The 20,407-nt window shown below is 58.7% G+C and carries 22 protein-coding genes; 10 read left to right on the plus strand and 12 right to left on the minus strand.

Annotated features, from left to right (window positions below; all coding sequences use genetic code 11):
- Positions 1-31: 31 nt before the first annotated feature.
- From glpE to D8779_RS10580, 7 genes are all read right to left on the minus strand, one after another.
- On the minus strand, positions 32-361 hold the full coding sequence (gene glpE / locus D8779_RS10550; RefSeq protein ID WP_136664356.1) for a thiosulfate sulfurtransferase GlpE: 330 nt from the start codon (positions 359-361) through the stop codon (positions 32-34).
- The gene (locus D8779_RS10555) at positions 358-1,179 is read right to left on the minus strand and encodes a symmetrical bis(5'-nucleosyl)-tetraphosphatase (RefSeq protein WP_136664357.1); all 822 of its coding nucleotides are present in this window, start codon (positions 1,177-1,179) and stop codon (positions 358-360) included. The genes glpE and D8779_RS10555 overlap by 4 nt, the downstream gene beginning before the upstream one ends.
- Positions 1,179-1,559, minus strand: coding sequence for a Co2+/Mg2+ efflux protein ApaG (apaG, locus tag D8779_RS10560; RefSeq protein ID WP_136664358.1), 381 nt, complete (start codon positions 1,557-1,559; stop codon positions 1,179-1,181). Before apaG ends, D8779_RS10555 begins: the two co-directional genes overlap by 1 nt.
- A gap of 41 nt (positions 1,560-1,600) precedes the next feature.
- Positions 1,601-2,404: a 16S rRNA (adenine(1518)-N(6)/adenine(1519)-N(6))-dimethyltransferase RsmA gene (gene rsmA, locus D8779_RS10565; protein WP_136664359.1), complete on the minus strand. Its 804-nt coding sequence runs from the start codon at positions 2,402-2,404 to the stop codon at positions 1,601-1,603.
- A gap of 108 nt (positions 2,405-2,512) precedes the next feature.
- The gene (gene pdxA, locus D8779_RS10570) at positions 2,513-3,514 is read right to left on the minus strand and encodes a 4-hydroxythreonine-4-phosphate dehydrogenase PdxA (protein WP_136664360.1); all 1,002 of its coding nucleotides are present in this window, start codon (positions 3,512-3,514) and stop codon (positions 2,513-2,515) included.
- Between the two features lie 139 nt (positions 3,515-3,653).
- Entirely contained in the window at positions 3,654-4,946 is a 1,293-nt protein-coding gene (locus D8779_RS10575) for a peptidylprolyl isomerase (RefSeq protein ID WP_167492551.1), read from the minus strand.
- Positions 4,927-7,701 carry an LPS-assembly protein LptD gene (locus tag D8779_RS10580; protein ID WP_136664362.1) on the minus strand — a complete coding sequence of 925 codons (2,775 nt, stop codon included), beginning with the start codon at positions 7,699-7,701 and terminating at the stop codon, positions 4,927-4,929. The genes D8779_RS10575 and D8779_RS10580 overlap by 20 nt, the downstream gene beginning before the upstream one ends.
- Before the next feature lie 125 nt (positions 7,702-7,826).
- Here D8779_RS10580 and D8779_RS10585 point away from each other — a divergent pair, with 125 nt between their 5' ends.
- From D8779_RS10585 to D8779_RS10595, 3 genes are read left to right on the plus strand one after another with little or no spacing between them, the layout of a single operon-like run.
- Entirely contained in the window at positions 7,827-8,843 is a 1,017-nt protein-coding gene (locus D8779_RS10585; RefSeq protein ID WP_136664363.1) for an aminoglycoside phosphotransferase family protein, read from the plus strand.
- Complete coding sequence (gene murU, locus D8779_RS10590) at positions 8,840-9,511, plus strand: N-acetylmuramate alpha-1-phosphate uridylyltransferase MurU (RefSeq protein WP_136664364.1); 672 nt, start codon at positions 8,840-8,842, stop codon at positions 9,509-9,511. The genes D8779_RS10585 and murU overlap by 4 nt, the downstream gene beginning before the upstream one ends.
- 1 nt (position 9,512) lies before the next feature.
- Positions 9,513-10,274 carry a DnaJ domain-containing protein gene (locus D8779_RS10595; RefSeq protein WP_136664365.1) on the plus strand — a complete coding sequence of 254 codons (762 nt, stop codon included), beginning with the start codon at positions 9,513-9,515 and terminating at the stop codon, positions 10,272-10,274.
- A gap of 2 nt (positions 10,275-10,276) precedes the next feature.
- Here the strand turns inward: D8779_RS10595 and D8779_RS10600 are convergent, their stop codons facing one another.
- The gene (locus D8779_RS10600; RefSeq protein WP_136664366.1) at positions 10,277-11,293 is read right to left on the minus strand and encodes an alpha/beta hydrolase family protein; all 1,017 of its coding nucleotides are present in this window, start codon (positions 11,291-11,293) and stop codon (positions 10,277-10,279) included.
- A 136-nt stretch (positions 11,294-11,429) separates the two neighbouring features.
- Here D8779_RS10600 and rpe point away from each other — a divergent pair, with 136 nt between their 5' ends.
- The 6 genes from rpe to trpC all read left to right on the plus strand — a co-directional run bounded on the left by rpe (position 11,430) and on the right by trpC (position 17,030).
- Positions 11,430-12,104, plus strand: coding sequence for a ribulose-phosphate 3-epimerase (gene rpe, locus D8779_RS10605; RefSeq protein ID WP_136664367.1), 675 nt, complete (start codon positions 11,430-11,432; stop codon positions 12,102-12,104).
- Between the two features lie 44 nt (positions 12,105-12,148).
- A complete protein-coding gene (locus D8779_RS10610; RefSeq protein WP_136664481.1) occupies positions 12,149-12,820 on the plus strand; it encodes a phosphoglycolate phosphatase in 672 nt (223 codons plus the stop codon).
- 214 nt (positions 12,821-13,034) lie between these two features.
- The gene (gene trpE / locus D8779_RS10615) at positions 13,035-14,543 is read left to right on the plus strand and encodes an anthranilate synthase component I (RefSeq protein WP_136664368.1); all 1,509 of its coding nucleotides are present in this window, start codon (positions 13,035-13,037) and stop codon (positions 14,541-14,543) included.
- Positions 14,544-14,554: 11 nt separating this feature from the next.
- A complete protein-coding gene (locus D8779_RS10620; RefSeq protein ID WP_136664369.1) occupies positions 14,555-15,151 on the plus strand; it encodes an aminodeoxychorismate/anthranilate synthase component II in 597 nt (198 codons plus the stop codon).
- Entirely contained in the window at positions 15,148-16,197 is a 1,050-nt protein-coding gene (gene trpD, locus D8779_RS10625) for an anthranilate phosphoribosyltransferase (protein ID WP_136664370.1), read from the plus strand. The genes D8779_RS10620 and trpD overlap by 4 nt, the downstream gene beginning before the upstream one ends.
- Positions 16,194-17,030 (plus strand): indole-3-glycerol phosphate synthase TrpC, encoded by an 837-nt coding sequence (gene trpC / locus D8779_RS10630; protein WP_136664371.1) that lies wholly within the window; start codon positions 16,194-16,196, stop codon positions 17,028-17,030. The genes trpD and trpC overlap by 4 nt, the downstream gene beginning before the upstream one ends.
- 59 nt (positions 17,031-17,089) lie before the next feature.
- Here trpC and crp read toward each other — a convergent pair whose 3' ends face one another.
- On the minus strand, positions 17,090-17,734 hold the full coding sequence (gene crp / locus D8779_RS10635) for a cAMP-activated global transcriptional regulator CRP (RefSeq protein WP_136664372.1): 645 nt from the start codon (positions 17,732-17,734) through the stop codon (positions 17,090-17,092).
- A 234-nt stretch (positions 17,735-17,968) separates the two neighbouring features.
- Between crp and D8779_RS10640 the strand changes: the two genes are divergently transcribed.
- On the plus strand, positions 17,969-18,394 hold the full coding sequence (locus D8779_RS10640) for an OsmC family protein (protein ID WP_136664373.1): 426 nt from the start codon (positions 17,969-17,971) through the stop codon (positions 18,392-18,394).
- Between the two features lie 71 nt (positions 18,395-18,465).
- Here D8779_RS10640 and coq7 read toward each other — a convergent pair whose 3' ends face one another.
- The 3 genes from coq7 to D8779_RS10655 form a co-directional block, all read right to left on the minus strand.
- Entirely contained in the window at positions 18,466-19,113 is a 648-nt protein-coding gene (coq7, locus tag D8779_RS10645; RefSeq protein WP_136664374.1) for a 2-polyprenyl-3-methyl-6-methoxy-1,4-benzoquinone monooxygenase, read from the minus strand.
- A 109-nt stretch (positions 19,114-19,222) separates the two neighbouring features.
- Positions 19,223-20,056, minus strand: coding sequence for a formylglycine-generating enzyme family protein (locus D8779_RS10650; RefSeq protein ID WP_136664375.1), 834 nt, complete (start codon positions 20,054-20,056; stop codon positions 19,223-19,225).
- Entirely contained in the window at positions 20,041-20,379 is a 339-nt protein-coding gene (locus tag D8779_RS10655; RefSeq protein ID WP_136664376.1) for a histidine triad nucleotide-binding protein, read from the minus strand. The genes D8779_RS10650 and D8779_RS10655 overlap by 16 nt, the downstream gene beginning before the upstream one ends.
- Positions 20,380-20,407 lie beyond the last annotated feature (28 nt).

Here is a 20,407-nt window from a genome sequence, read left to right on the forward strand (position 1 = left end):
CGCTGCTGGTGCGGCCTGGGCGTTGAAAAAATTATTCTTCGGAAGCTTGTGCGGTATCGCCGGGGAAGGTGGCGCGCCACAGCTCGAAACCGCCATCGAGGCTGTAGACCTCACTGAAACCCTGGCCAACCAGGTAGGCCGCCGCGCTCTGGCTGGAGTTGCCGTGATAGCAGGCGACGATCAGCGGCGCATCGAGGTCGGCCTGGCTGATAAAGGTATGCAGCGAGTGGTTGTCGAGGTGCTGTGAGCCGCTGATGTGGCCGGCGGCGAAGCTCTGTGGGTCACGGATGTCGACCACCGCTGCGCCTTGCTGACGTAAGGCCTGAGCCTGCTCGGGGGGGATGCGTTTAAATTCGCTCATGCTTGCTCCTTACAGTCGCAGCTGTATTTCTCGCCGCTATCGATATTTATCAGGGTCATGCTCGCGCCCCAGACGCAGCCGGTATCCAGGGCAATCACGTCGGGTTCCGAGGATTGCCCTTCGAGCGCAGCCCAGTGGCCGAAAATGATGCGTTGGCCGCGAGTCTTGCGCTGCTTGTAGCTGAACCAGGGCGCGTAGCCTGGCGGTGCACTGCCGACGCCTTCCTTGCTTTTTAAGTCGAGGGTGCCGTCGGCTTTGCAGAAGCGCATGCGGGTGAAGTAATTGGTGATCACCCGCAGACGGGTTACGCCGTGCAGGTCACCGTCCCACTTGGCCGGCTCGTTGCCATACATACCGTCGAGAAACTGCGGCATGAGTGCGTCGTCACGCAGAGCTGCTTCCACTTCGGCGGCGCGTCTGAGCGCTTTGTCCATGTTCCACTGCGGCGGGATGCCGGCGTGTACCAGGGCGGTATCGCGTGCTTCGTCGTAATGCAGAAGCTTCTGCCGGCGCAGCCAGTCGAGCAAGTCGGCAGCATCCGGCGCGTCGATGATCTCGCGCAGGGTGTCGCCTCTTTTCAGGCGTTCGATGTTGTGCGCCACGGCCAGCAGGTGCAGGTCGTGATTGCCCAGCACGCAGGTCAGCGCATCACGGATGTTGTAGAGAAAACGCAGCGTCGCTAGGGACTCAGGCCCGCGGTTGACGAGGTCGCCCACCAACCAGAGATTGTCCTGCGCGGGATCAAAGGCCACGCGCTCAAGCAGGCATTGCAGGGGTTTCAGGCAGCCTTGCAGGTCGCCGACTGCGTAGGTGGCCATTAGTGCAGCGAGCCCGGCACCGCGAGACGGAAGGGCGCGATCAGCGCGTCAAAGCGTTTACCGTCTTCGGCCAGCATTTGATAGCTGCCCTGCATGATGCCCACACGGGTAGTCATTACTGTGCCGCTGCTGTACGTGTGGCTGGCACCGGCTTCGATCAACGGCTGCTGGCCGATCACGCCGGCACCGCGCACTTCCTGCACCCGGCCATCGCCATCAGTAATCACCCAATGGCGCGAGAGCAGTTTGGCCGGCAGTTCGCCCTTGTTGCTCACCGTAACGGTGTAGGCGAAGGCAAAGCGGTTCTGCTCCGGCTGCGATTGCTCCGGCAGGTAGCGGGTGGCGACGCTGACGTCGATGTTGTAGCGCGAATCGCTCATGCGTAATTAACTCGGTGGGTAGAAGCCCAGTCTAGCCGCTGTCAGTCGGCGTTGGATTGTTCCGCTAGTTTGTCCGCCAGGCGTACAAACGCAGCCAGGTCCAGTTGCTCGGGGCGCAGGCTGCCATCGACGCCTGCGGCTTCGATTGCCGCAGCGGGCAGTAAATTCTTCAGGGTATTGCGCAGTGTTTTGCGCCTTTGGTTGAAGGCTTCACGGACCACGCGCTCAAGCAGATGATGATCCTTGGCCGGATGCGGCAGCACGTCGTGTGGCACCAAGCGGACGATCGCCGAGTCGACTTTGGGCGGTGGGTTGAACGCGCCGGGGCCGACGTTGAACAGATGTTCCACGCGGCAGTGGTACTGCACCATGATCGACAGCCGGCCCCAATCGCCGCCACCAGGCTCTGCGGCCAAGCGCTCGACCACTTCTTTTTGCAGCATAAAGTGCATGTCGCGGATCAGCGAGGCATTGCTCAACAGGTGGAAGATCAGCGGCGTGGAGATGTTGTACGGCAGGTTGCCGACCACGCGCAGGCTGTGTGGCGCGGCCTGCAGCTGGTTGAAGTCGAACTTGAGAGCGTCGCCCTGATTCAGGCGAAAGCGCGGGTTGTTGCCGAACTGGTGTTGCAAAATCGGGATCAGGTCGCGATCGAGTTCAATCACGTCGAGCTGCGCGCCGCTGTTGAGCAGGCCTTCGGTCAGTGCGCCTTGGCCTGGCCCGATTTCCAGCATGTGCTCGCCTTCGCGGGCGTGGATGGCGCGCAGAATGCGGTGAATGACCCCAGCGTCATGCAGGAAGTTCTGGCCGAAGCGCTTGCGCGCGCGGTGTTGGTACTCGGACATGCAGCAGCTCCAGGCTTCAAAGCATCGGCTTGAAGCGAATTTAACGCGTGTAGAAAGCCCGGCAGTTTAACAGCATTGGCGGCGTCCGCCCCGTGCCGGGCGTGGCAGTCAGTGGCTTTTCACCTGGCGGGCGGCCATTTCGTATGCGGTTTGCAGGGCCACCTGCAGGCTGCCGCTGTCGATCTGGCCGCTACCGGCCAAATCCAGTGCGGTGCCGTGGTCGACCGAGGTGCGGATGATGGGCAGCCCGAGGGTGACGTTTACGGCCGCGCCAAAGCCTTTGTATTTGAGCACCGGTAGGCCCTGGTCGTGATACATCGCCAGCACCGCATCACAATGTTCGAGGTGCTTGGGGGTGAACAGGGTGTCGGCGGGTAGCGGGCCGATCAGGTTGATACCTTCGCTGCGTAATTGTTGCAGCGTTGGCTCGATGATCTCGATTTCCTCACGCCCCAAATGACCACCTTCGCCGGCATGCGGATTGAGGCCGCACACGAGGATGCGCGGCTGAGCGATGCCAAATTTGCTGCGCAGATCATGGTCGAGAATACGCGTGACGCGGGTTAGGCGTTCGGGGGTAATGGCATCGGCTACATCTTTGAGCGGCAGGTGTGTGGTCACCAACGCTACACGTAAACCATGAGTGGCGAGCATCATCACCACCTGTTCGGTATGCGTCAGTTCGGCAAGAAACTCGGTGTGACCGGAAAAGTTAATTCCTGCCTCGTTGATTACGCCTTTGTGCACGGGGGCCGTAATCATTCCGGCGAAGTGCCCATCGAGGCAGCCTTGACCCGCGCGGGTCAGGGTTTGCAGCACATAGTGCGCGTTGCTTGTATTCAGTTGACCGGGCTTTACAGGGGCGGCCAGTGGCGTGTCCCAAACATACAGGCTGCCAGCGGGTGCGGCCTGGTCCGGCCAGCGTTCTGGGCTGACTGCGATCAATTGAATGCTCAGCCCCATTAGCTGTGCGCGTTGGAGTAGTAAGTCTCGGCTGGCGATGGCAATCAGCGCGTGCGGCTGTGCTTCGCGGGCTAGTAGCAGGCATAGATCGGGGCCTATGCCGGCAGGCTCACCTGGAGTCAGTGCGAAAGGGCGAGTGGTAATCATCGGCAGGTTCTCCGTTAAGCGCCAACTGAAGTGGGGCGGGTTTGCAGAGCGGCGGTCATGATGCCGTGGCGTAAAAAAGCCCGGCTCTGCATATGCTGGGCCGGGCTTGATCTGTTACTGCGCGAAGGCGTCGAGGCTGCTAGAGCTTGCTCTCGACATAAGCCTCGTCGCGGATCTGGCGCAACCAGGCCTGCAGTTCTTCGTCGTACTTGCGGTTGCGCAACAAGGTCATCGCCTGTTGCTCGCGGTACTGGGCACTGCTATCCGTGGCGCGGCGGCCCATGACTTCCAATACGTGCCAGCCGTATGGGCTCTTGAAGGGCTTAGACAGCTCGCCAGCTGGCGTGCTGTTCATCACTTCGCGGAATTCAGGTACCAGTATGTTCGGGTCGATCCAGCTCAGGGTGCCGCCATTCAGGGCAGAACCGGGGTCTTCGGAGAAACTCTTCGCCAGCTCACTGAAGTCTTCGCCAGATAGGATGCGTTGGTACAGGCGTTCAACCAGGCGCTTAGTTTCGGCTTCGCTACGGATTTCGCTGGGCTTGATCAGGATGTGACGAACATTTACTTCGTCACGTACCTGGCTGTCGCCGCCGCGCTTTTCCAGCAGCTTGATCATGATAAAGCCACCTGGGGTGCGCATCGGCTCTGTCACCTGGCCGACCGACATAGCACTGAGCATTGCATCGAAAGGCGGTGGCAATTGCCCGGCTTTACGCCAGCCCATTTCGCCGCCTTCCAGTGCGGTTTCGCTGGCTGAACGAGCAATGGCTAACTGGGCAAAGTCGGCACCTTGCTGCAATTGCTGATACAGCTCGCGAGCCTGGCGATCAGCTGCTTGTATATCCTGCGAAGAAGCGCCTTCTGTCACCGGGATCAGAATGTTCGCCAGGCGAAACTCTTCCGACAGCTGCATCTTGCCCATGTCTGATGCGAGGAAGTTTTGCACTTCCTGATCCGTGACTTGGATGCGTTCTGCCACACGACGTTGACGTACACGGCTGATGATCATTTCGCGACGTACTTGGTCACGTGCGTCGGTATAGGACAGGCCGTCCTTCGCTAGCGCCGCGCGAAACTGCTCGATACTCATACCGTTACGCTGGGCGATAGTGCCGATGGCCTGATTCAACTCTTCGTCGGTAATGCGAATGCCTGAGCGATCACCAATTTGCAGTTGGATGTTTTCAATGATTAGCCGCTCTAGCACCTGCTGACTGAGAACATGCTCAGGTGGCAGCGCCGCACCGCGCTGAGCGATGGTTTGCTGCACCTCACGCAGGCGCGCATCAAGCTGGCTTTGCATGACCACGTCGTTATCAACAATTGCCACGACGCGGTTGAGTGACTGTACTTCGGCTTGTGCCGCAGTACCCAGAAACAGCGCGCCCAACAGCAGTGGGCGCACGCAATCAGAAAGCTTGATCTTCACGTTCACGATAACCTTGAATGCCTTGATCGAGGAAAGTCTCAACTTTATTGCCGACTACACCGCCCAGACCCTTAAGTACGATCTGCAGGAAGATGCCGCGGTCAGCTTGGTCGTTCAGTGACGGGTTCAGGCTGACTTCGTCATAATCAATCCAGTAGCGGTTGATCAGGCGCAGTTTCCAGCAGCAGTTGTCGTACTCAAAGCCAGCGAAGGCTTCCAGTGTACGGTCGCGGCCGTAGTCATACTGCCAGCGCGAAATCACGTTCCACTGCGGCACGACCGGCCAGATAACCGAGAAGTCGTGCTGACTTATCTTGTAGTAGTCCTCAATATATTCAGGTGAGCCTGGTGTGCCATAGTCACCGCCGCCCACGACCCAGCTACCGGTGGTTTCGTCGTAACGTATGGTGTCGTTGCGATAGCGATATCCCGCGTTGACTACCTTGTTCGGGTTGTCTTCGGGTTGGTAGTGGAACATGGCGCTACCCGAACGAGTGGTGTGGCTGTCCGGGTCCCAGTTGAAATCGGACGAGAAACGCCAGTCGCGGTTAAAGCGATACAGGTATTCCAATGCGTAGGGAGAAACCGACGCTTGCGAGTCTTGGCGGGTACGGTAGTCAATCCCTGGGAGCTGTACCTGGCGGTCTTCGAAGTAGAAGGCCTGGCCGATACTGAAGCGCTGGCGCTCAAATCCGTTGGGTTCGATCCAGCGGTTGGTTACGCCCAGTGACAGTTTGTTTTCATCACCAATGCGGTCTCTGCCCGAGAAGCGGTTTTCACGCCATAGCGAGGAGTAGTCGAAAGTGCTCTCGCCGCTGTCGAAAATGGGGATGTCGGTCTGGTCTTCTTCGGGTACATAAAGATAGAACAGGCGCGGTTCCAGCGTTTGTCGATAAGATTTGCCGAACCATTGGCTGTTGCGGTCGAAGTACAAACCGCTGTCCAGGCTGAACATGCCAAGGCCACGATCAGGCGTATCTTCAAACGACTGATTGCTGCTGGCTAGGTTCTGTTTACCTTTCGAGTCCAGACTCAGGTCGTAGTTGGTCTGCAGAAACTTAATCTGCGGCTTGATAAAGCCCCAACTCCAGTTCAGCGGCAGGCTTACGGCGGGTTCTAGATGTATACGCTCGCCATTGGCGCGAGCAAGGCCAAATATATTTTCGTCGTACCACGGCTGTTCTACTACACCGTCTTCTTTGACGAAGTTGCCCTTGCGTAGGCTGCGATCGAAGCGAACATATTCAGTGCCGTAGCTGAAGTTCACACCAGCAGGCTGAAATGGCAACACGCCATCTAGTGTCAGTTGCGGCAAACGATTGTACGGCGTGATATCGGTGATGTTGGCCAGTTCGTAAGCGTGCGCGTTCAGTCGTGCGGTGTAGCTGTCGCCGCGATAGGTCAGAGTGCCGCGCTGATTAACAAAGCTGGTTGAGCTGATGCCAAGGTCGCTGTCCAGGTCCTGGAAATAGTATGGGTCGCTGATGTCGGTGTAGTCGACTTCAGCCAGCAAGCGCGAGGTCAATCCCGTCTTGTGCTGCCAGCTGTGCATCCAGCGCTGGTCTTGGTACTCCGACTGCAGTTTGCGGTCGTCGTTGCTGTCATCGAGATAAGCACCGCCAAACTGGCCTTCGCTGTTCTTGGTGAGGTAGCGGAACTCGCCTTCCATCAGCAAGCCGCGGTCGCTCATATAGGTTGGGTACAACGTGGCGTCATAGTTCGGTGCCAGGTTGAAGTAATAAGGCGTTTGCAGCGTCAGGCCGTTATCGCTGGAGCTGCCGATGCTCGGCGGCAAGAAGCCGGACTGGCGACGGTCATCAATTGGGAAGTAGATATAAGGTGTGTAGAACACCGGAATATTCTTTACCCGCAGGGTGACGTTGGTCGCGGTACCGAAACCGGTAGCCGGGTTCAGGGTGATGTTATTACCCTTCAGGTGCCACGCGTTGCTACCCGGCTCGCAGCTGGTGTAAGTGCCGTCTTTCAGACGGATAATCGCGCTTTCTTCACGCTTGGCGTAGAGCGCATTACCGCGGATATGGCTCTTGTGCAGCACATATTCAGCGTTGTCGACTTTGGCTTCGCCGTTATCCAGCTGCAGTTCGGCGCGGTCACCGACAACCAGCATGCCCTGATCACGCAGACGCACATTGCCGATCAGCTCACCACGGTTTTCCGCTTGACGCAGGTTGGCTTCATCCGCTTCAACCTGCATGCCGGCCTGGCGCAAAACTACATCGCCGGCGAGGGTGGCGACTTGCTCTTCCTGCTCATAGCGCGAGGCTTTGGCCGAGACGAACATCGGCGCTTCATCCATCGGCGTTTTGTCGTCCATGCCTGGTCGAGTTGGCTCTACATAAGCGCCAGCGCAATAAGGGCCAGCTTCAGCTAGCTGAGCGGCGCTGAGGTTTTCTCGCGGCACCCAATCCAGATGGCTGTAGTCGGCGCTGCGCGAGGCGAGGCCTTTGCCACGGCTTTCCGTAACCAGGGTTGCTTGCGCCGCTTTGGTTTGGCCGGATTCAGTGCGGCCATCAGCAGTCTTGCTGCTGGCAACCGAATCACGTTGTACTGGCCGAGCTGGCAGTGCAGCATTGCTGGTTTTCGGGGCGCATGCCCAGCCGCCGGTGGCGGAAACCTGGCAATCGAACTGATCAGCAGCGATAGCAAAAGGAACGGCTAAAGGTTGTAGCGCCAGTAGGCTGCCAGTAACCAGTAGAGGGAATTTCTTACGAAACGCGGGGTATTTTACTGCCATCTTATTTTATCCGGGCTTCCTGCGCGCCATTGGCCCTGAGGCCGCACGCCTCTCGATGGGCTTGAAAAGATGCTGGATAATAAAGCATGACCCGCGCAACGGCTAGCGCCGTCGGAGACCTTGTAATGCCTGATGAAGATGTACGCTTAAAACTTCTCGAAAATTGGCTGGATCAGCAGCTGCCTGGGCTGTTTGCCGAGCAGGGCTGGGGCGCTGTACCGCCCGCCACGTTGACCTCTGCCAGCAGTGACGCCAGTTTTCGCCGTTATTTCCGCTGGCAAGGGGCCGGGCGGAGTTTAATCGTGATGGATGCCCCGCCGCCGCAGGAAGACTGCGCGCCCTTCGTCAAGGTGGCGCATTTGCTGGCTGAGGCACGCCTCAACGTGCCGCAAATTCTGGCTGCTGACCTTGAGCGAGGCTTTCTCTTGCTCAATGATTTAGGCCGACAGACGTATCTGGATGTCATCAACGACGACAATGCGGATGCATTATTTGCTGATGCGATGCAGGCATTGCTGGCCTTCCAGCAGTTGCCGATGACCACGCCATTGCCAAGCTACGATGATGCACTGCTGCGCCGTGAGCTGCAGTTATTCCCTGAGTGGTATGTACAGCGCCATTTGGGAGTGGAGTTCAGCGAGCAACAGCACGCTCTGTGGCAGCGCGCCAGTCAGTTGTTGATCGACAGCGCCCTGATTCAGCCTAAGGTGCTGGTGCACCGTGACTACATGCCGCGCAACCTGATGCTCAGTGAGCCGAATCCCGGTGTGCTGGATTTTCAGGATGCTGTGTACGGCCCGGTTACGTATGACATCACTTGCCTGTTCAAAGATGCCTTCCTCAGTTGGCCAGAGGCGCGTGTACGCGGCTGGTTGGAGCAGTATTGGCAGCAGGCGCGTGAAGCGGGTGTGCCGGTTCAGCCCGAATTGGATGACTTCTTGCGTGCCAGCGACTTGATGGGCGTGCAGCGCCACCTCAAGGTGATCGGTATCTTTGCGCGCATTTGCCATCGCGATGGCAAGCCCAAGTATCTGGGCGATGTGCCGCGGTTCTTCTCTTATATAGAGGCGGTATTGGCGCGCCGACCGGAGCTGGCGGAGTTGGCTGAGTTGCTCGGCAGCCTGCAGCGGGAGTCTGCATGAAGGCGATGATTCTGGCTGCTGGTAAAGGTGAGCGTTTGCGCCCACTGACTCTACATACCCCCAAACCCTTGGTGCGTGCGGCCGGTGTGCCTTTGATCGAGTACCACGTGCGGGCATTGGCGGCGGCCGGCTTCACCGAGCTGGTAATCAATCATGCCTGGCTGGGCCAGCAGATTGAGGATTACCTGGGAGATGGCTCCCGTTTTGGCGTCCGTATTGCCTATTCCGCGGAGGGTGAGCCGCTGGAAACGGGGGGCGGGATTTTCCAGGCCCTGCCACTGTTGGGCGATCAGCCCTTTGCCTTGATCAATGGCGACGTGTTCACCGATTACTCTTTTGCTGAGCTGCGAAAGCCTTTAGCTGGGTTGGCCCATCTGGTGTTGGTCGCTAATCCTGGCCATCACGTGGGCGGGGATTTTCACTTGCAAGGCGATCAGGTCAGCGATGCTCAGGCGAATCAGGTCAGTCTGACCTACAGCGGCATTGCGGTGTTGTCACCGGCCTTGTTTGCCGACTGCCGGCCTGGAGCCTTCAAGCTCGCGCCTTTGTTGCGCGCAGCCATGGCGGCTGGGCAGGTCAGTGGCGAGCAGTTTTCGGGCTGTTGGGTGGATGTCGGTACTCATGAGCGTCTGGCGGACGTTGAGCGTTTGCTTGAGGCGCGCGGCTGAGATGCTCTGGCCTGCGACCTTATTGGGGGCTGTTGTCGGTCTGGTAGTGGCCAGTATTCCCGGGGCAATGCTCGGCGGGTTGTTGGGCCAGGTTCTGGACCGGCGCTTGCGGCTGCAGTCCTGGGGAGCGTTGCGTGAGCGCTTGGGTGGTCGCGCCGAGTCACGTGATGAGTGGCTACTTTTTATATTGCTGGGACGTTTGGCCAAGAGCGGTGGCCGTGTACTCCCGGCGCATATCAAGCAGGCTCAGGCGGAAATGCAGCGTTTGGGGCTGGATGTAGAGGGGCAGCGACAGGCGATAGCGGCTTTTGCCCAGGGCAAGACCGGGCGCTATAGCTTGCGTGCGCCATTGCGTCGTCAGCGCGGACGCAGTGAGGCGCTGTTGCGCGCTTGCTGGCGGATGGCCTGGGTGGATGGCCAGGTTGCCCAGGCAGAGCGTGAGTTGATCATGCTTTGGGGCAAGTGGTTGCAAGTCTCAGCGGCTGTCCAGGCGCAGCTGAGTGACACGTATGCGCCGCAGCAAGGGCCGTTGGTTTCGAGCGTCAGCAACGCTTATCAGCATGCGCTGAGGCTGTTGAATGTAAATGCCGAGGCCGAGCCTGCGCAGATCAAGCAGGCGTATCGACGCTTATTGAGCCGCCACCATCCGGACAAGTTAGCGGGGAGCGGTGCGACGCCAGAACGCGTGCGCGAGGCCACGGAACGTACACGTGAGCTGCATCAGGCCTATGACCTGATTCGCCAGCGTCACGGTTTTCGTTAGGGCTATTTCGCTTGCAGTTTCAACGTCAGCCAGCCACGAATGCGGCGGTAGAGTTGCTCCTGCTCGGCTTCGCGGTTGCCCGGCAGCGCTTTCATGGCGATTTGTACATAGGTGGGATGCTTGTGCCGCTTGCTGGCCTGTGAGCGCTTGAGCGCGGCTTGGCGGTCGGCGGACAGGTCCTTGTAATAGAAGTCCCCGGTCGCCAATTGCAGTTGTGGGATCAGTTCATCCAGGGGTGGGGTGTAGCCGGCGGGTAATTGCGCGGCGACCAGCAGCAGATTTTGAATTTGGGCCGGCTTGCGTTCGGCCAGATAACGCGCGGCCCAGTAACTGCCACTGCCGTGGCCGAGCAACACGATGGTCTTGGCTTGCTGTTGCTCGGCAAAGCCGATGGCCGACTCAATGCGTGCCAATACGCGTTCGGCATGTGCTTTTTGCTGTTCCTCAATGCTTTTTACTTTGCTCGCCGCAGTTTCGGCACTGTCGAGTTGGCTGTTGCTGGTTGGCGTGGCCGCGTCATCTGTCGCGGGGCTGCCCTCGGTGTCTTCCTCGGTCGTCGCCTTCGTGGCGTCGGCTGCTGCTTCGTCCGCCGGATCTGTCTCGGGTGGTTCGGCGCTGCGCAGCGGCGGTGCAACATTGTTGGGGTCGGGCAGGGTCAGGCTAAGGCTGTGCCAGCCTCCATTAGGTAGTTTGCGCCGCAAGGGCCCGACACTTTGCGGCCAGTCAGCACTTTCATCATCGCCCGGCAGAATAATCACCACGCCATTGGGCTCCGGGACATTGGCCGGCAGCCATAAAGCGAGAAAGCGCTCTGCGCCGGCGTGCAGCTGTTGTTGTTCCTTTTGCTCCAGCTGCTGTTCCAGGGCCGTGGCTTCCAGTTCGCTGCGCTCGGTCAGGGGGGCGCGCAGCTCTTCTGCGGGCTCTGCGGGCGTGTCGGCTGCTGAGGGTTCTTCTTCCGCATGCAGCGGGCTAATCGATAGCAGCAGGCTCAGTGCCAGTGCAGCAGGGCGCGAAAACATGGGGCTCTCCAGCAAGCGTCGTGTTTCAGCAGCCTAGCCTTTTCCGTGCGTACTTGTCAGGTGTCGGTCACGCGCGCCAGGCCTTGGATTGGGCTGGTACACTGCGCGCCTTCTGTGAATGCCACCGAGGTGCGTTATGCAACCCTTCGCCATTGCTCCGTCGATTCTTTCCGCTGATTTCGCCCGCCTGGGTGAGGAAGTAGACAAGGTGCTCGCCGCCGGTGCTGACATCGTTCACTTCGATGTGATGGATAACCACTATGTGCCGAACCTGACGATTGGCCCGATGGTTTGTGCGGCGCTGCGCAAGTACGGCATTACGGCACCGATCGATGCGCACCTGATGGTTAAACCTGTGGATCGCATCATCGGCGACTTTATCGAGGCCGGCGCGACCTATATCACCTTCCACCCGGAAGCTTCTGAGCACATCGACCGCTCTCTGCAGTTGATTCGCGACGGCGGCTGCAAGGCCGGTCTGGTGTTCAACCCAGCCACCTCGCTGGATGCACTCAAACACGTCATGGACAAGGTCGACATGATCCTCCTGATGAGCGTCAATCCAGGTTTTGGCGGGCAGAAATTTATTCCCCATACCCTGGAGAAGCTCAAAGAGGCGCGCGCTCTGATCGACGCATCTGGCCGCGATATCCGCTTGGAGATCGACGGTGGGGTCAATGTGCAGAATATCCGTGAGATTGCCGCGGCGGGTGCCGACACCTTTGTTGCGGGCTCTGCAATTTTCAACCAGCCCGACTACAAAGCGGTTATCGATGCCATGCGCGCCGAGCTGGCTCAGGCCCGCGGGTGATTTTGCTGCGCGAGTTGTTCCGGGGCGAGCTGCCGCGGCTGGTGATGTTTGATCTGGATGGCACGCTGGTGGATTCAGTACCGGACCTTGCTGCTGCCATTGATAAGACCTTGCTGCTGCTCGGCCAGCCGGCTGCCGGTATTGAATACGTGCGCGACTGGGTTGGTAACGGTGCGCGCGTGCTGGTGCGGCGTGCCTTGGCCGGCAGTCTGGAGCATGACTGTGTCGAGGATGGGCAGGCGGAGCAGGCGCTAGAGCTGTTTATGCAGTATTACGCGCAAAGCCATGCCCTGACCCAGGTCTATCCCGGAGTGAAGCAGACGCTGGACTGGCTGCGTGAGCAGCAGGTCGAGCTAGCAATTATCACCAATAAGCCTGAGCGGTTTGTTGCGCCCTTGCTCGATGAGAAGGGGTTAGGTGGTTATTTCCGCTGGATTGTTGGGGGCGACACCTTGGCGCAGCAGAAGCCTGATCCGGCAGCATTACTGCATGTGATGCACCTTGCCCAGCTCGACCCCGAGCAGGTGTTGTTTGTCGGTGACTCGCGCAACGATGTATTAGCCGCCAAAGCCGCAGGGGTAGCGTGCGTAGCGCTGAGCTATGGCTATAACCACGGCCGGCCGATTGCGGAGGAGCATCCGACACGGGTGCTGGATAACCTGAGCGAGTTGCTGCAAACCGGTGCGAACCCGCTTTTGCCGGGCCTTGCGGGTTGATTCGGCCCCAGCCCTGCGCTAGTGTGGCCGGACTTCAATCCCGCCTGAATTAAGAGAGCATCGTGGTGGTTACCTGCATGCGCTGGTCGGCAAGCGCCGATATGAAAATCATCAAGGCCCTGGCCCGTTGGCGCTGGCGCCTCTGACCTGATCTTGGCCGCTTAGGCCGCGCGCTTGCACACGACCGTTTTAACCTCAAGCCACGAGGCTGATCATGATCCGCGAAGAATTCCTGCGTTTAGCCGCTGCCGGCTATAACCGCATTCCTGTTGCCTGCGAAACCCTGGTGGATTTCGACACGCCACTGTCTATCTATTTGAAACTGGCTGATGAAGCCAATACCTACTTGCTTGAGTCCGTACAGGGCGGAGAGAAGTGGGGGCGTTATTCCATCATTGGCCTGCCTGCACGCACTGTGTTGCGGGCTTATGAGCACGAAGTGTCGATCACTGTTGATGGCGTTGAAGTCGAGCGCCATCACTGTGAAGACCCGCTGGATTTTGTTGAACAATTCAAAGATCGCTACAAGGTGCCGACCTTGCCCGGCCTGCCGCGCTTTAACGGCGGCCTAGTGGGTTACTTTGGTTATGACAGCGTGCGTTATGTCGAGCCCAAGCTCGCAAAAGGCGTCAACCCGGATGCGCTGGGAACACCGGATATTCTGCTGATGGTGTCCGATGCCGTGGTGGTGTTCGACAACTTGGCCGGCAAGATGCACGCCATCGTGCTGGTTGACCCTGCCGATAGCGATGCGCTTGAGCAGGGCCAAGCGCGGCTACAAGAAATTCTGCACAAGCTGCGTCAGCCGATTACTCCGCGTTTGGGGGTGGACTTGGCTGCGCCTGCCGCTGCTGATCCGGACTTCATTTCCAGCTTCAAGCGTGACGATTACGAAAAAGCGGTTAAGGCGATCAAGGAATACATCCTCGCCGGCGACTGCATGCAGGTGGTGATCTCGCAGCGCATGTCGATTCCGTTCAAGGCCGCGCCGATTGACTTGTACCGCGCCCTGCGTTGCATCAATCCGACGCCTTATATGTACTTCTTCAACTTCGGCGATTTCCATGTGGTCGGCAGTTCGCCAGAAGTGCTGGTGCGTTTGGAGGATGGGCTGGTGACGGTGCGTCCGATTGCCGGTACACGTCCGCGCGGCGCCAATGAGGAGGCCGATCTGGCCTTGGAAATAGACCTGCTGTCCGACGCCAAGGAAGTGGCTGAACATCTGATGTTGATCGACCTTGGGCGTAATGATGTCGGGCGGGTAGCCAGCACGGGTAGCGTCAAACTCACCGAGAAAATGGTGATTGAGCGCTATTCCAACGTCATGCATATCGTCTCCAATGTGACTGGCCAGCTTAAAGAAGGCCTGACCGCGATGGATGCATTGCGCGCCATTTTGCCGGCGGGGACTTTGTCTGGTGCGCCGAAGATCCGCGCCATGGAAATTATCGACGAGCTGGAACCGGTCAAGCGCGGTGTTTACGGCGGCGCGGTGGGCTATCTGGCCTGGAACGGCAATATGGATACCGCCATCGCCATCCGTACGGCGGTGATCAAAGACGGTGAGCTGCACGTGCAGGCTGGCGCCGGCATCGTCGCCGACTCGGTGCCCGCGTTGGAATGGGAGGAAACGCTGAACAAGCGTCGCGCCATGTTCCGTGCTGTGGCGCTCGCCGAACAAACTGCCTCCGAGCAAACCGTTGTTGACCCGTCTAAGCGCTGAGGAGTCTTGCCATGCTGTTAATGATCGATAACTACGACTCCTTTACCTACAACGTGGTGCAGTACCTGGGCGAGCTGGGTGCTGACGTCCATGTGATCCGCAATGACGAACTGTCGATTGCCGAGATCGAGGCGCTGAAGCCCGAGCGCATCGTGGTTTCCCCCGGCCCGTGCACGCCGACTGAAGCGGGTGTGTCTATCGAGGCCATCCTGCATTTCGCCGGCAAGCTGCCGATTCTGGGTGTGTGCTTAGGTCATCAGAGCATCGGCCAGGCATTCGGCGGTGAGGTGGTGCGCGCCCGTCAGGTCATGCACGGCAAAACCAGCCCATTGTTCCATAAGGATCTGGGCGTATTCGCCGGCTTGAACAACCCGCTGACGGTTACCCGCTACCACTCGCTGGTTGTTAAGCATGAAAGCCTGCCGGACTGCCTGGAAGTCACCGCCTGGACCCAGAATGATGACGGCGCGGTGGATGAGATCATGGGGCTGCGCCACAAAACCCTGCATATCGAAGGCGTGCAGTTCCACCCTGAATCGATTCTGACCGAGCAGGGCCATGAGCTGTTTGCCAACTTCCTCAAACAACAAGGAGGCCTGCGCCGATGAATATCAAGGAAGCGCTTAATCGAGTGGTCAGCCAGCTCGATTTGAGCACCGCAGAAATGCAGGACGTCATGCGCGAGATCATGACCGGTCAATGCACGGATGCGCAGATCGGTGCGTTTTTGATGGGCATGCGCATGAAGAGCGAAACCATCGACGAAATCGTCGGTGCCGTCTCGGTCATGCGTGAGCTGGCCAGCCATGTGCATTTGCAGACCCTCGATCATGTGGTCGATGTGGTGGGCACTGGTGGCGACGGGGCGAATATCTTCAACGTGTCGACGGCGGCGAGCTTCGTCGTCGCCGCTGCCGGTGGCAAGGTGGCCAAACACGGTAATCGCGCGGTGTCGGGTAAAAGCGGCAGCGCCGATCTGCTAGAAGAGGCGGGTATTTATCTGCAGCTGACGCCGGAGCAGGTGGCGCGCTGCATTGAAAGTGTCGGGGTCGGCTTTATGTTTGCCCAAGTGCATCACTCGGCGATGAAGTACGCCGCGATGCCGCGTCGTGAGCTGGGGCTGCGTACCATCTTCAATATGCTCGGCCCGCTGACTAACCCTGCTGGGGTTAAGCATCAGGTGGTGGGTGTATTCAGCCAAGCGTTGTGCCGGCCGTTGGCTGAAGTGCTCAAGCGTCTCGGCAGTCAGCACATACTTGTAGTGCATTCGCGCGATGGCTTGGATGAGTTCAGCCTGGCCGCCGCCACCCATGTTGCAGAATTGAAAGGCGGCGAGATTAGCGAGTACGAAGTGCTGCCTGAAGACCTCGGCCTCAAGAGCCAAAGTCTGGTTGGCCTTGCGGTAGAAAGCCCGGAGGCGTCGCTGGCGCTGATCCGTGACGCGCTGAGCAAGCGCAAGACCGAGGCCGGGCAGAAAGCCGCTGACATGATCGCGCTGAATGCTGGCGCCGCGTTGTATGCGGCAGACCTGGCAGCTAGCCTGAAGGAGGGCGTCGCCCTGGCTCACGATGCCTTGCACACAGGCTTGGCATGGGAAAAATTACAAGAGTTGGTGTCCTTTACCGCTGTATTCAAACAGGAGAATGCCGGGTGAGTATTCCAACCGTGCTGGAAAAAATCCTCGCGCGCAAAGCAGAGGAAGTGGCTGCGCGGCGGGCGATCCTCAGCCTGGCCGACGTCGAACAACAAGCCCGCAATGCCGACCCGGTACGTGGCTTTGCCCAGGCGTTGTTGGCACAGGCCAAGCGCAAGCAACCGGCGGTGATCGCCGAGATCAAAAAGGCGTCGCCGAGTAAGGGCGTGCTGCGTGAACACTTCGTCCCGGCCGAGATCGCCCGTGCTTATGAGGCCGGTGGTGCTACATGCCTGTCAGTGCTCACCGATATCGATTTCTTTCAGGGGGCGGACAGTTACCTGCAAGAGGCACGTGCAGCCTGTGCGTTACCGGTAATCCGCAAAGACTTTATGATCGATCCGTACCAGATCGTTGAAGCGCGTGCGCTGGGTGCAGACTGCGTGCTGTTGATCGTATCGGCGCTGGATGATGTGCAGTTGGCCGAATTGGCGGCGACCGCTAAGGCGTTCGAGCTGGATGTGCTGGTCGAAGTGCACGACGGTGATGAGTTGGAGCGTGCGCTGAAAACCCTGGATACGCCGTTGGTGGGTATCAACAATCGCAGCCTGCACAGTTTTGAAGTCAGCCTGGAAACGACTCTGGATTTGCTGCCGCGAATTCCACGTGACCGTTTGGTGGTGACTGAGAGTGGCATCCTCAACCGTGCCGATGTCGAGTTGATGGAAATCAGCGAGGTGTATGCCTTTCTGGTCGGTGAGGCGTTTATGCGCGCCGATAATCCGGGCGCTGAGCTGGAGCGGTTGTTCTTCCCCGAGCGTAAGCGAGTAGTCACCTCACCGGATGTTGATTGATTTAGCCGCACAAAAAAGCCGACGCATGCGTCGGCTTTTTTATATCTGCAGCATGCGGCTTAGCGCGTGCCGAAGACCACCATGGTTTTACCTTTGACGTTGACCAGGCCCTGTTCTTCTAGGGCTTTGAGCACGCGGCCAACCATCTCCCGAGAGCAGCCGACAATACGGCCGATTTCCTGGCGGGTGATCTTGATCTGCATGCCATCCGGGTGAGTCATGGCGTCCGGCTGCTTGCACAGATCGAGCAGGGTGCGAGCAACGCGACCGGTAACGTCGAGGAAGGCCAGGTCGCCAACCTTGCGCGTAGTGTTGCGCAAACGTTCAGCCATCTGGCTGCCCAGGGCGTAGAGAATGTCTGGGTCCTGCTGCGTCAGTTCGCGGAACTTGGCGTAGCTAAGCTCGGCGACTTCGCACTCGGTTTTGGCACGCACCCAGGCGCTGCGTTCTTTCTCGGTGCCGTCCTTCTCGAACAGGCCCATTTCCCCGAAGAAGTCTCCGGAATTGAGGTAAGCGATGATCATTTCACGACCGTCATCGTCTTCGATCAGAATAGTGACCGAACCTTTAACGATGAAGAACAGCGTTTCGCAGCGATCGCCCGCGTAGATAATGGTGCTTTTGGCGGTATAACGACGACGATGGCAATGCGCGAGAAGCTTGTCGAGATTTTTTATTTTAGGTGTGAGGGTAATAGCTACCATGCCTGAATCCCGAATTTATAAAGGTAAGCCGTTGTACGGCTGGCGTTTCTAATAATAGTTATCTGTACAAGTGTGCCAGCAATCAGTCGTGAGCTTAACAAACACTCCGATACTCGGTGCTGTTTTGCGACCTGGCTAACATCTAACCATGGAACTTGCCGGTATCAGTGCTGCAATCGGCAGGTAAAAACGCTGTGCTAAGCTGCCTCCCTTTTTAACAGCGGAGCCTGGGTAATGAAAGCGCGTATTCAGTGGGCCGGTGAAGCCCTGTTTATTGGTGAGTCGGGCAGCGGTCATGCCGTGGTAATGGATGGCCCGCCGGAGAGCGGTGGACGCAACCTGGGTGTGCGTCCGATGGAGATGCTGCTGATCGGTTTGGGCGGCTGCAGCAATTTCGATGTGGTCAGCATTCTGAAGAAATCCCGGCAGGCCGTGGAGAGCTGTGAGGCTTTTCTAGAAGCCGAGCGCGCCACTGAAGAGCCCAAGGTTTTTACCAAGATTCATCTGCATTTTGTGGTCAAGGGGCGCGGCTTGAAAGAGGCACAGGTTAAGCGTGCAGTTGAATTGTCGGCTGAGAAATACTGCTCGGCGTCGATCATGCTTGGTCGCGCTGGCGTTGAGATCACTCACGACTACGAGATTGTTGAGTTGGCCGAGTAATCCAGGCAACGACTCTGCAGGCAATAAAAAAGGCACCGTCAGTGCCCTTTTTGCTGCCTGTGTTTCGGCGCTTACAGCCGGTATGTGGTTGTGGTCATGACCTTGGCCAGCAGGCTCATGCCAAATTTCACCGGCGCGGGGAAGCGCAAGCCGCCGGCTTGCAGGGCGCTACTGGCATGCTGCTCTTCGTCATCACGCATCTGCTCGAGGATCGCGCGCGATTTCTGGTCTTGCGCCGGTAACTGTTGCAAGTGTTCATCAAGGTGTTTGACCACCTGATCTTCAGTGGCCGCGACAAATCCCAGACTAACTTTGTCGCTGATCAGGCCCGCAGCGGCGCCGACGCCAAATGACAAGCCGTAGAACAGTGGGTTGAGCACGCTGGGCTGGCTGCCGAGCTGGCGGATGCGTTGTTCGCACCAGGCCAGGTGATCGATTTCTTCATCAGCGGCATGCTCCATGGCTTTGCGCACATGGGGCAGCTTGGCAGTGAGGGCCTGACCTTGGTACAGCGCCTGCGCACAGACTTCGCCCGTGTGATTGATGCGCATCAACCCGGCGATATGTTGGGTCTGCTCGGCATTTAGCTCGCTCTCTGGCTGTACGATTGCGGGAGACGGCCGGCTCGGCTGACCACTGAATGGCAGCAACGTACGCAGCGCGGCATCGGCTTGCAGTAATAGACGGTCAACAGGTGAAAAGTGGCGTTCGCGGGTCATAGGACCTCCTGCGATGACTTCGGTGGCCAGTTTACTCCAAACAATGCAGAGGGTCTGTTGACGTTTCGTCGCAGGCGCCGGGCATCAACATCTTCAGGTCAGGGCGAGGTTAGGGCAGCTCACGGAGCACCCGAAACCCCAGGGCATAGTCCTTGTGCTGTGGCTGTTTCATATCGCGCTGACTCGTGCGCAGATAACTCGGCCCGCTGTTCCAGGCACCCCCGCGTACCGCTCTCGGGCTGTTATCAAGTAGGTTGGCGCTGGTTTGTTCGCTGCCGTCGAATGGGCTGGCGAAGCGTGAGGCGGTCCATTCCCACACATTCCCTGCCGTGTCATACAGGCCAAAAGCGTTCGCCGGAAATTGCCCGGTACGTTCGGTTTTGTTTTGGATCAGGCGCGAGGTAGCACAGCCGCGGCAATGGGCCCGTGGTCGTGTTTCCGGACTATCGAGTTGCGCGCCCCACCAGTAATAGGTGGTGCTTCCCGCGCGTGCGGCATATTCCCACTCGGCTTCGGTGGGCAATCGGTAATGCTGGCCGGTGACCCTCGACAGCCATTGGCTGTAAGCCTGGGCTTGGTGCCAGGACACATGGATAACCGGACGTTGCGCCGACAGGCCCCAGCCTTCGTTGTCCGGCATGGCCGTGGCAGTTGCCTCTGCGTAATGCTGCCAGTCGGCAAAGCTGACTTCATAGCGGCCGATGGCAAATGGACGACTAATTTCTATCGCTGTAAGCGGGCGCTCATTATGGTTGCCGCGGCCCGTGTGATCACCCATCAAGTAGCGCCCAGCAGGCACGGTTACCAATGCGGGGCCTGGTTTCCCCATGCTCAGTTCATCGTGGAATACGCGCCCAGCTGCTTGCGCGTAGTCAGTGCCACTGCTCAGTAGGGCGAGCAAAGCCAGTGCGGCTAAAGGCTTGCTGATCAACCCGGCGGCCATGTCATCTGCCGCTGACCCAGCACATGCATATGAATGTGATGCACGGTCTGGCCGCCGAGTTCGTTGCAGTTCATCACCACGCGAAAGCCTTCCTCGCAGCCTTGCTCTTTGGCCAGGCGCTGAGCAGTAAAGAGGATATGGCCGGCCAGTGCCGTATCGGCCTCAGTCAGATCATTGAGGGTGGAAATATGCTTCTTCGGAATGACCAGGAAATGCACGGGCGCTTGTGGGCCGATATCGTGGAAGGCAATGACGTGATCATCTTCATAAAGCTTGCGCGCGGGGATTTCCCCAGCGACGATCTTGCAAAACAGACAGTCCATGGACAGTCTCCCGGCCTGTAAAAAGAGG

The sequence above is a fragment of the Pseudomonas leptonychotis genome (assembly GCF_004920405.1).
GTDB classification, from domain to species: domain Bacteria; phylum Pseudomonadota; class Gammaproteobacteria; order Pseudomonadales; family Pseudomonadaceae; genus Aquipseudomonas; species Aquipseudomonas leptonychotis.

Coding starts and splice junctions, on each gene's coding strand:
- trpD (WP_136664370.1), top strand. CDS start 15,148: ATGAATATCAAGGAAGCGCTTAATCGAGTGGTCAGCCAGCTCGATTTG.
- rsmA (WP_136664359.1), bottom strand. CDS start 2,404: ATGTCCGAGTACCAACACCGCGCGCGCAAGCGCTTCGGCCAGAACTTC.
- D8779_RS10610 (WP_136664481.1), top strand. CDS start 12,149: ATGTTTGATCTGGATGGCACGCTGGTGGATTCAGTACCGGACCTTGCT.
- D8779_RS10580 (WP_136664362.1), bottom strand. CDS start 7,701: ATGGCAGTAAAATACCCCGCGTTTCGTAAGAAATTCCCTCTACTGGTT.
- D8779_RS10600 (WP_136664366.1), bottom strand. CDS start 11,293: ATGTTTTCGCGCCCTGCTGCACTGGCACTGAGCCTGCTGCTATCGATT.
- apaG (WP_136664358.1), bottom strand. CDS start 1,559: ATGAGCGATTCGCGCTACAACATCGACGTCAGCGTCGCCACCCGCTAC.
- D8779_RS10595 (WP_136664365.1), top strand. CDS start 9,513: ATGCTCTGGCCTGCGACCTTATTGGGGGCTGTTGTCGGTCTGGTAGTG.
- D8779_RS10585 (WP_136664363.1), top strand. CDS start 7,827: ATGCCTGATGAAGATGTACGCTTAAAACTTCTCGAAAATTGGCTGGAT.
- coq7 (WP_136664374.1), bottom strand. CDS start 19,113: ATGACCCGCGAACGCCACTTTTCACCTGTTGACCGTCTATTACTGCAA.
- rpe (WP_136664367.1), top strand. CDS start 11,430: ATGCAACCCTTCGCCATTGCTCCGTCGATTCTTTCCGCTGATTTCGCC.
- D8779_RS10655 (WP_136664376.1), bottom strand. CDS start 20,379: ATGGACTGTCTGTTTTGCAAGATCGTCGCTGGGGAAATCCCCGCGCGC.
- pdxA (WP_136664360.1), bottom strand. CDS start 3,514: ATGATTACCACTCGCCCTTTCGCACTGACTCCAGGTGAGCCTGCCGGC.
- D8779_RS10620 (WP_136664369.1), top strand. CDS start 14,555: ATGCTGTTAATGATCGATAACTACGACTCCTTTACCTACAACGTGGTG.
- D8779_RS10650 (WP_136664375.1), bottom strand. CDS start 20,056: ATGGCCGCCGGGTTGATCAGCAAGCCTTTAGCCGCACTGGCTTTGCTC.
- D8779_RS10640 (WP_136664373.1), top strand. CDS start 17,969: ATGAAAGCGCGTATTCAGTGGGCCGGTGAAGCCCTGTTTATTGGTGAG.
- glpE (WP_136664356.1), bottom strand. CDS start 361: ATGAGCGAATTTAAACGCATCCCCCCCGAGCAGGCTCAGGCCTTACGT.
- murU (WP_136664364.1), top strand. CDS start 8,840: ATGAAGGCGATGATTCTGGCTGCTGGTAAAGGTGAGCGTTTGCGCCCA.
- trpE (WP_136664368.1), top strand. CDS start 13,035: ATGATCCGCGAAGAATTCCTGCGTTTAGCCGCTGCCGGCTATAACCGC.
- crp (WP_136664372.1), bottom strand. CDS start 17,734: ATGGTAGCTATTACCCTCACACCTAAAATAAAAAATCTCGACAAGCTT.
- D8779_RS10555 (WP_136664357.1), bottom strand. CDS start 1,179: ATGGCCACCTACGCAGTCGGCGACCTGCAAGGCTGCCTGAAACCCCTG.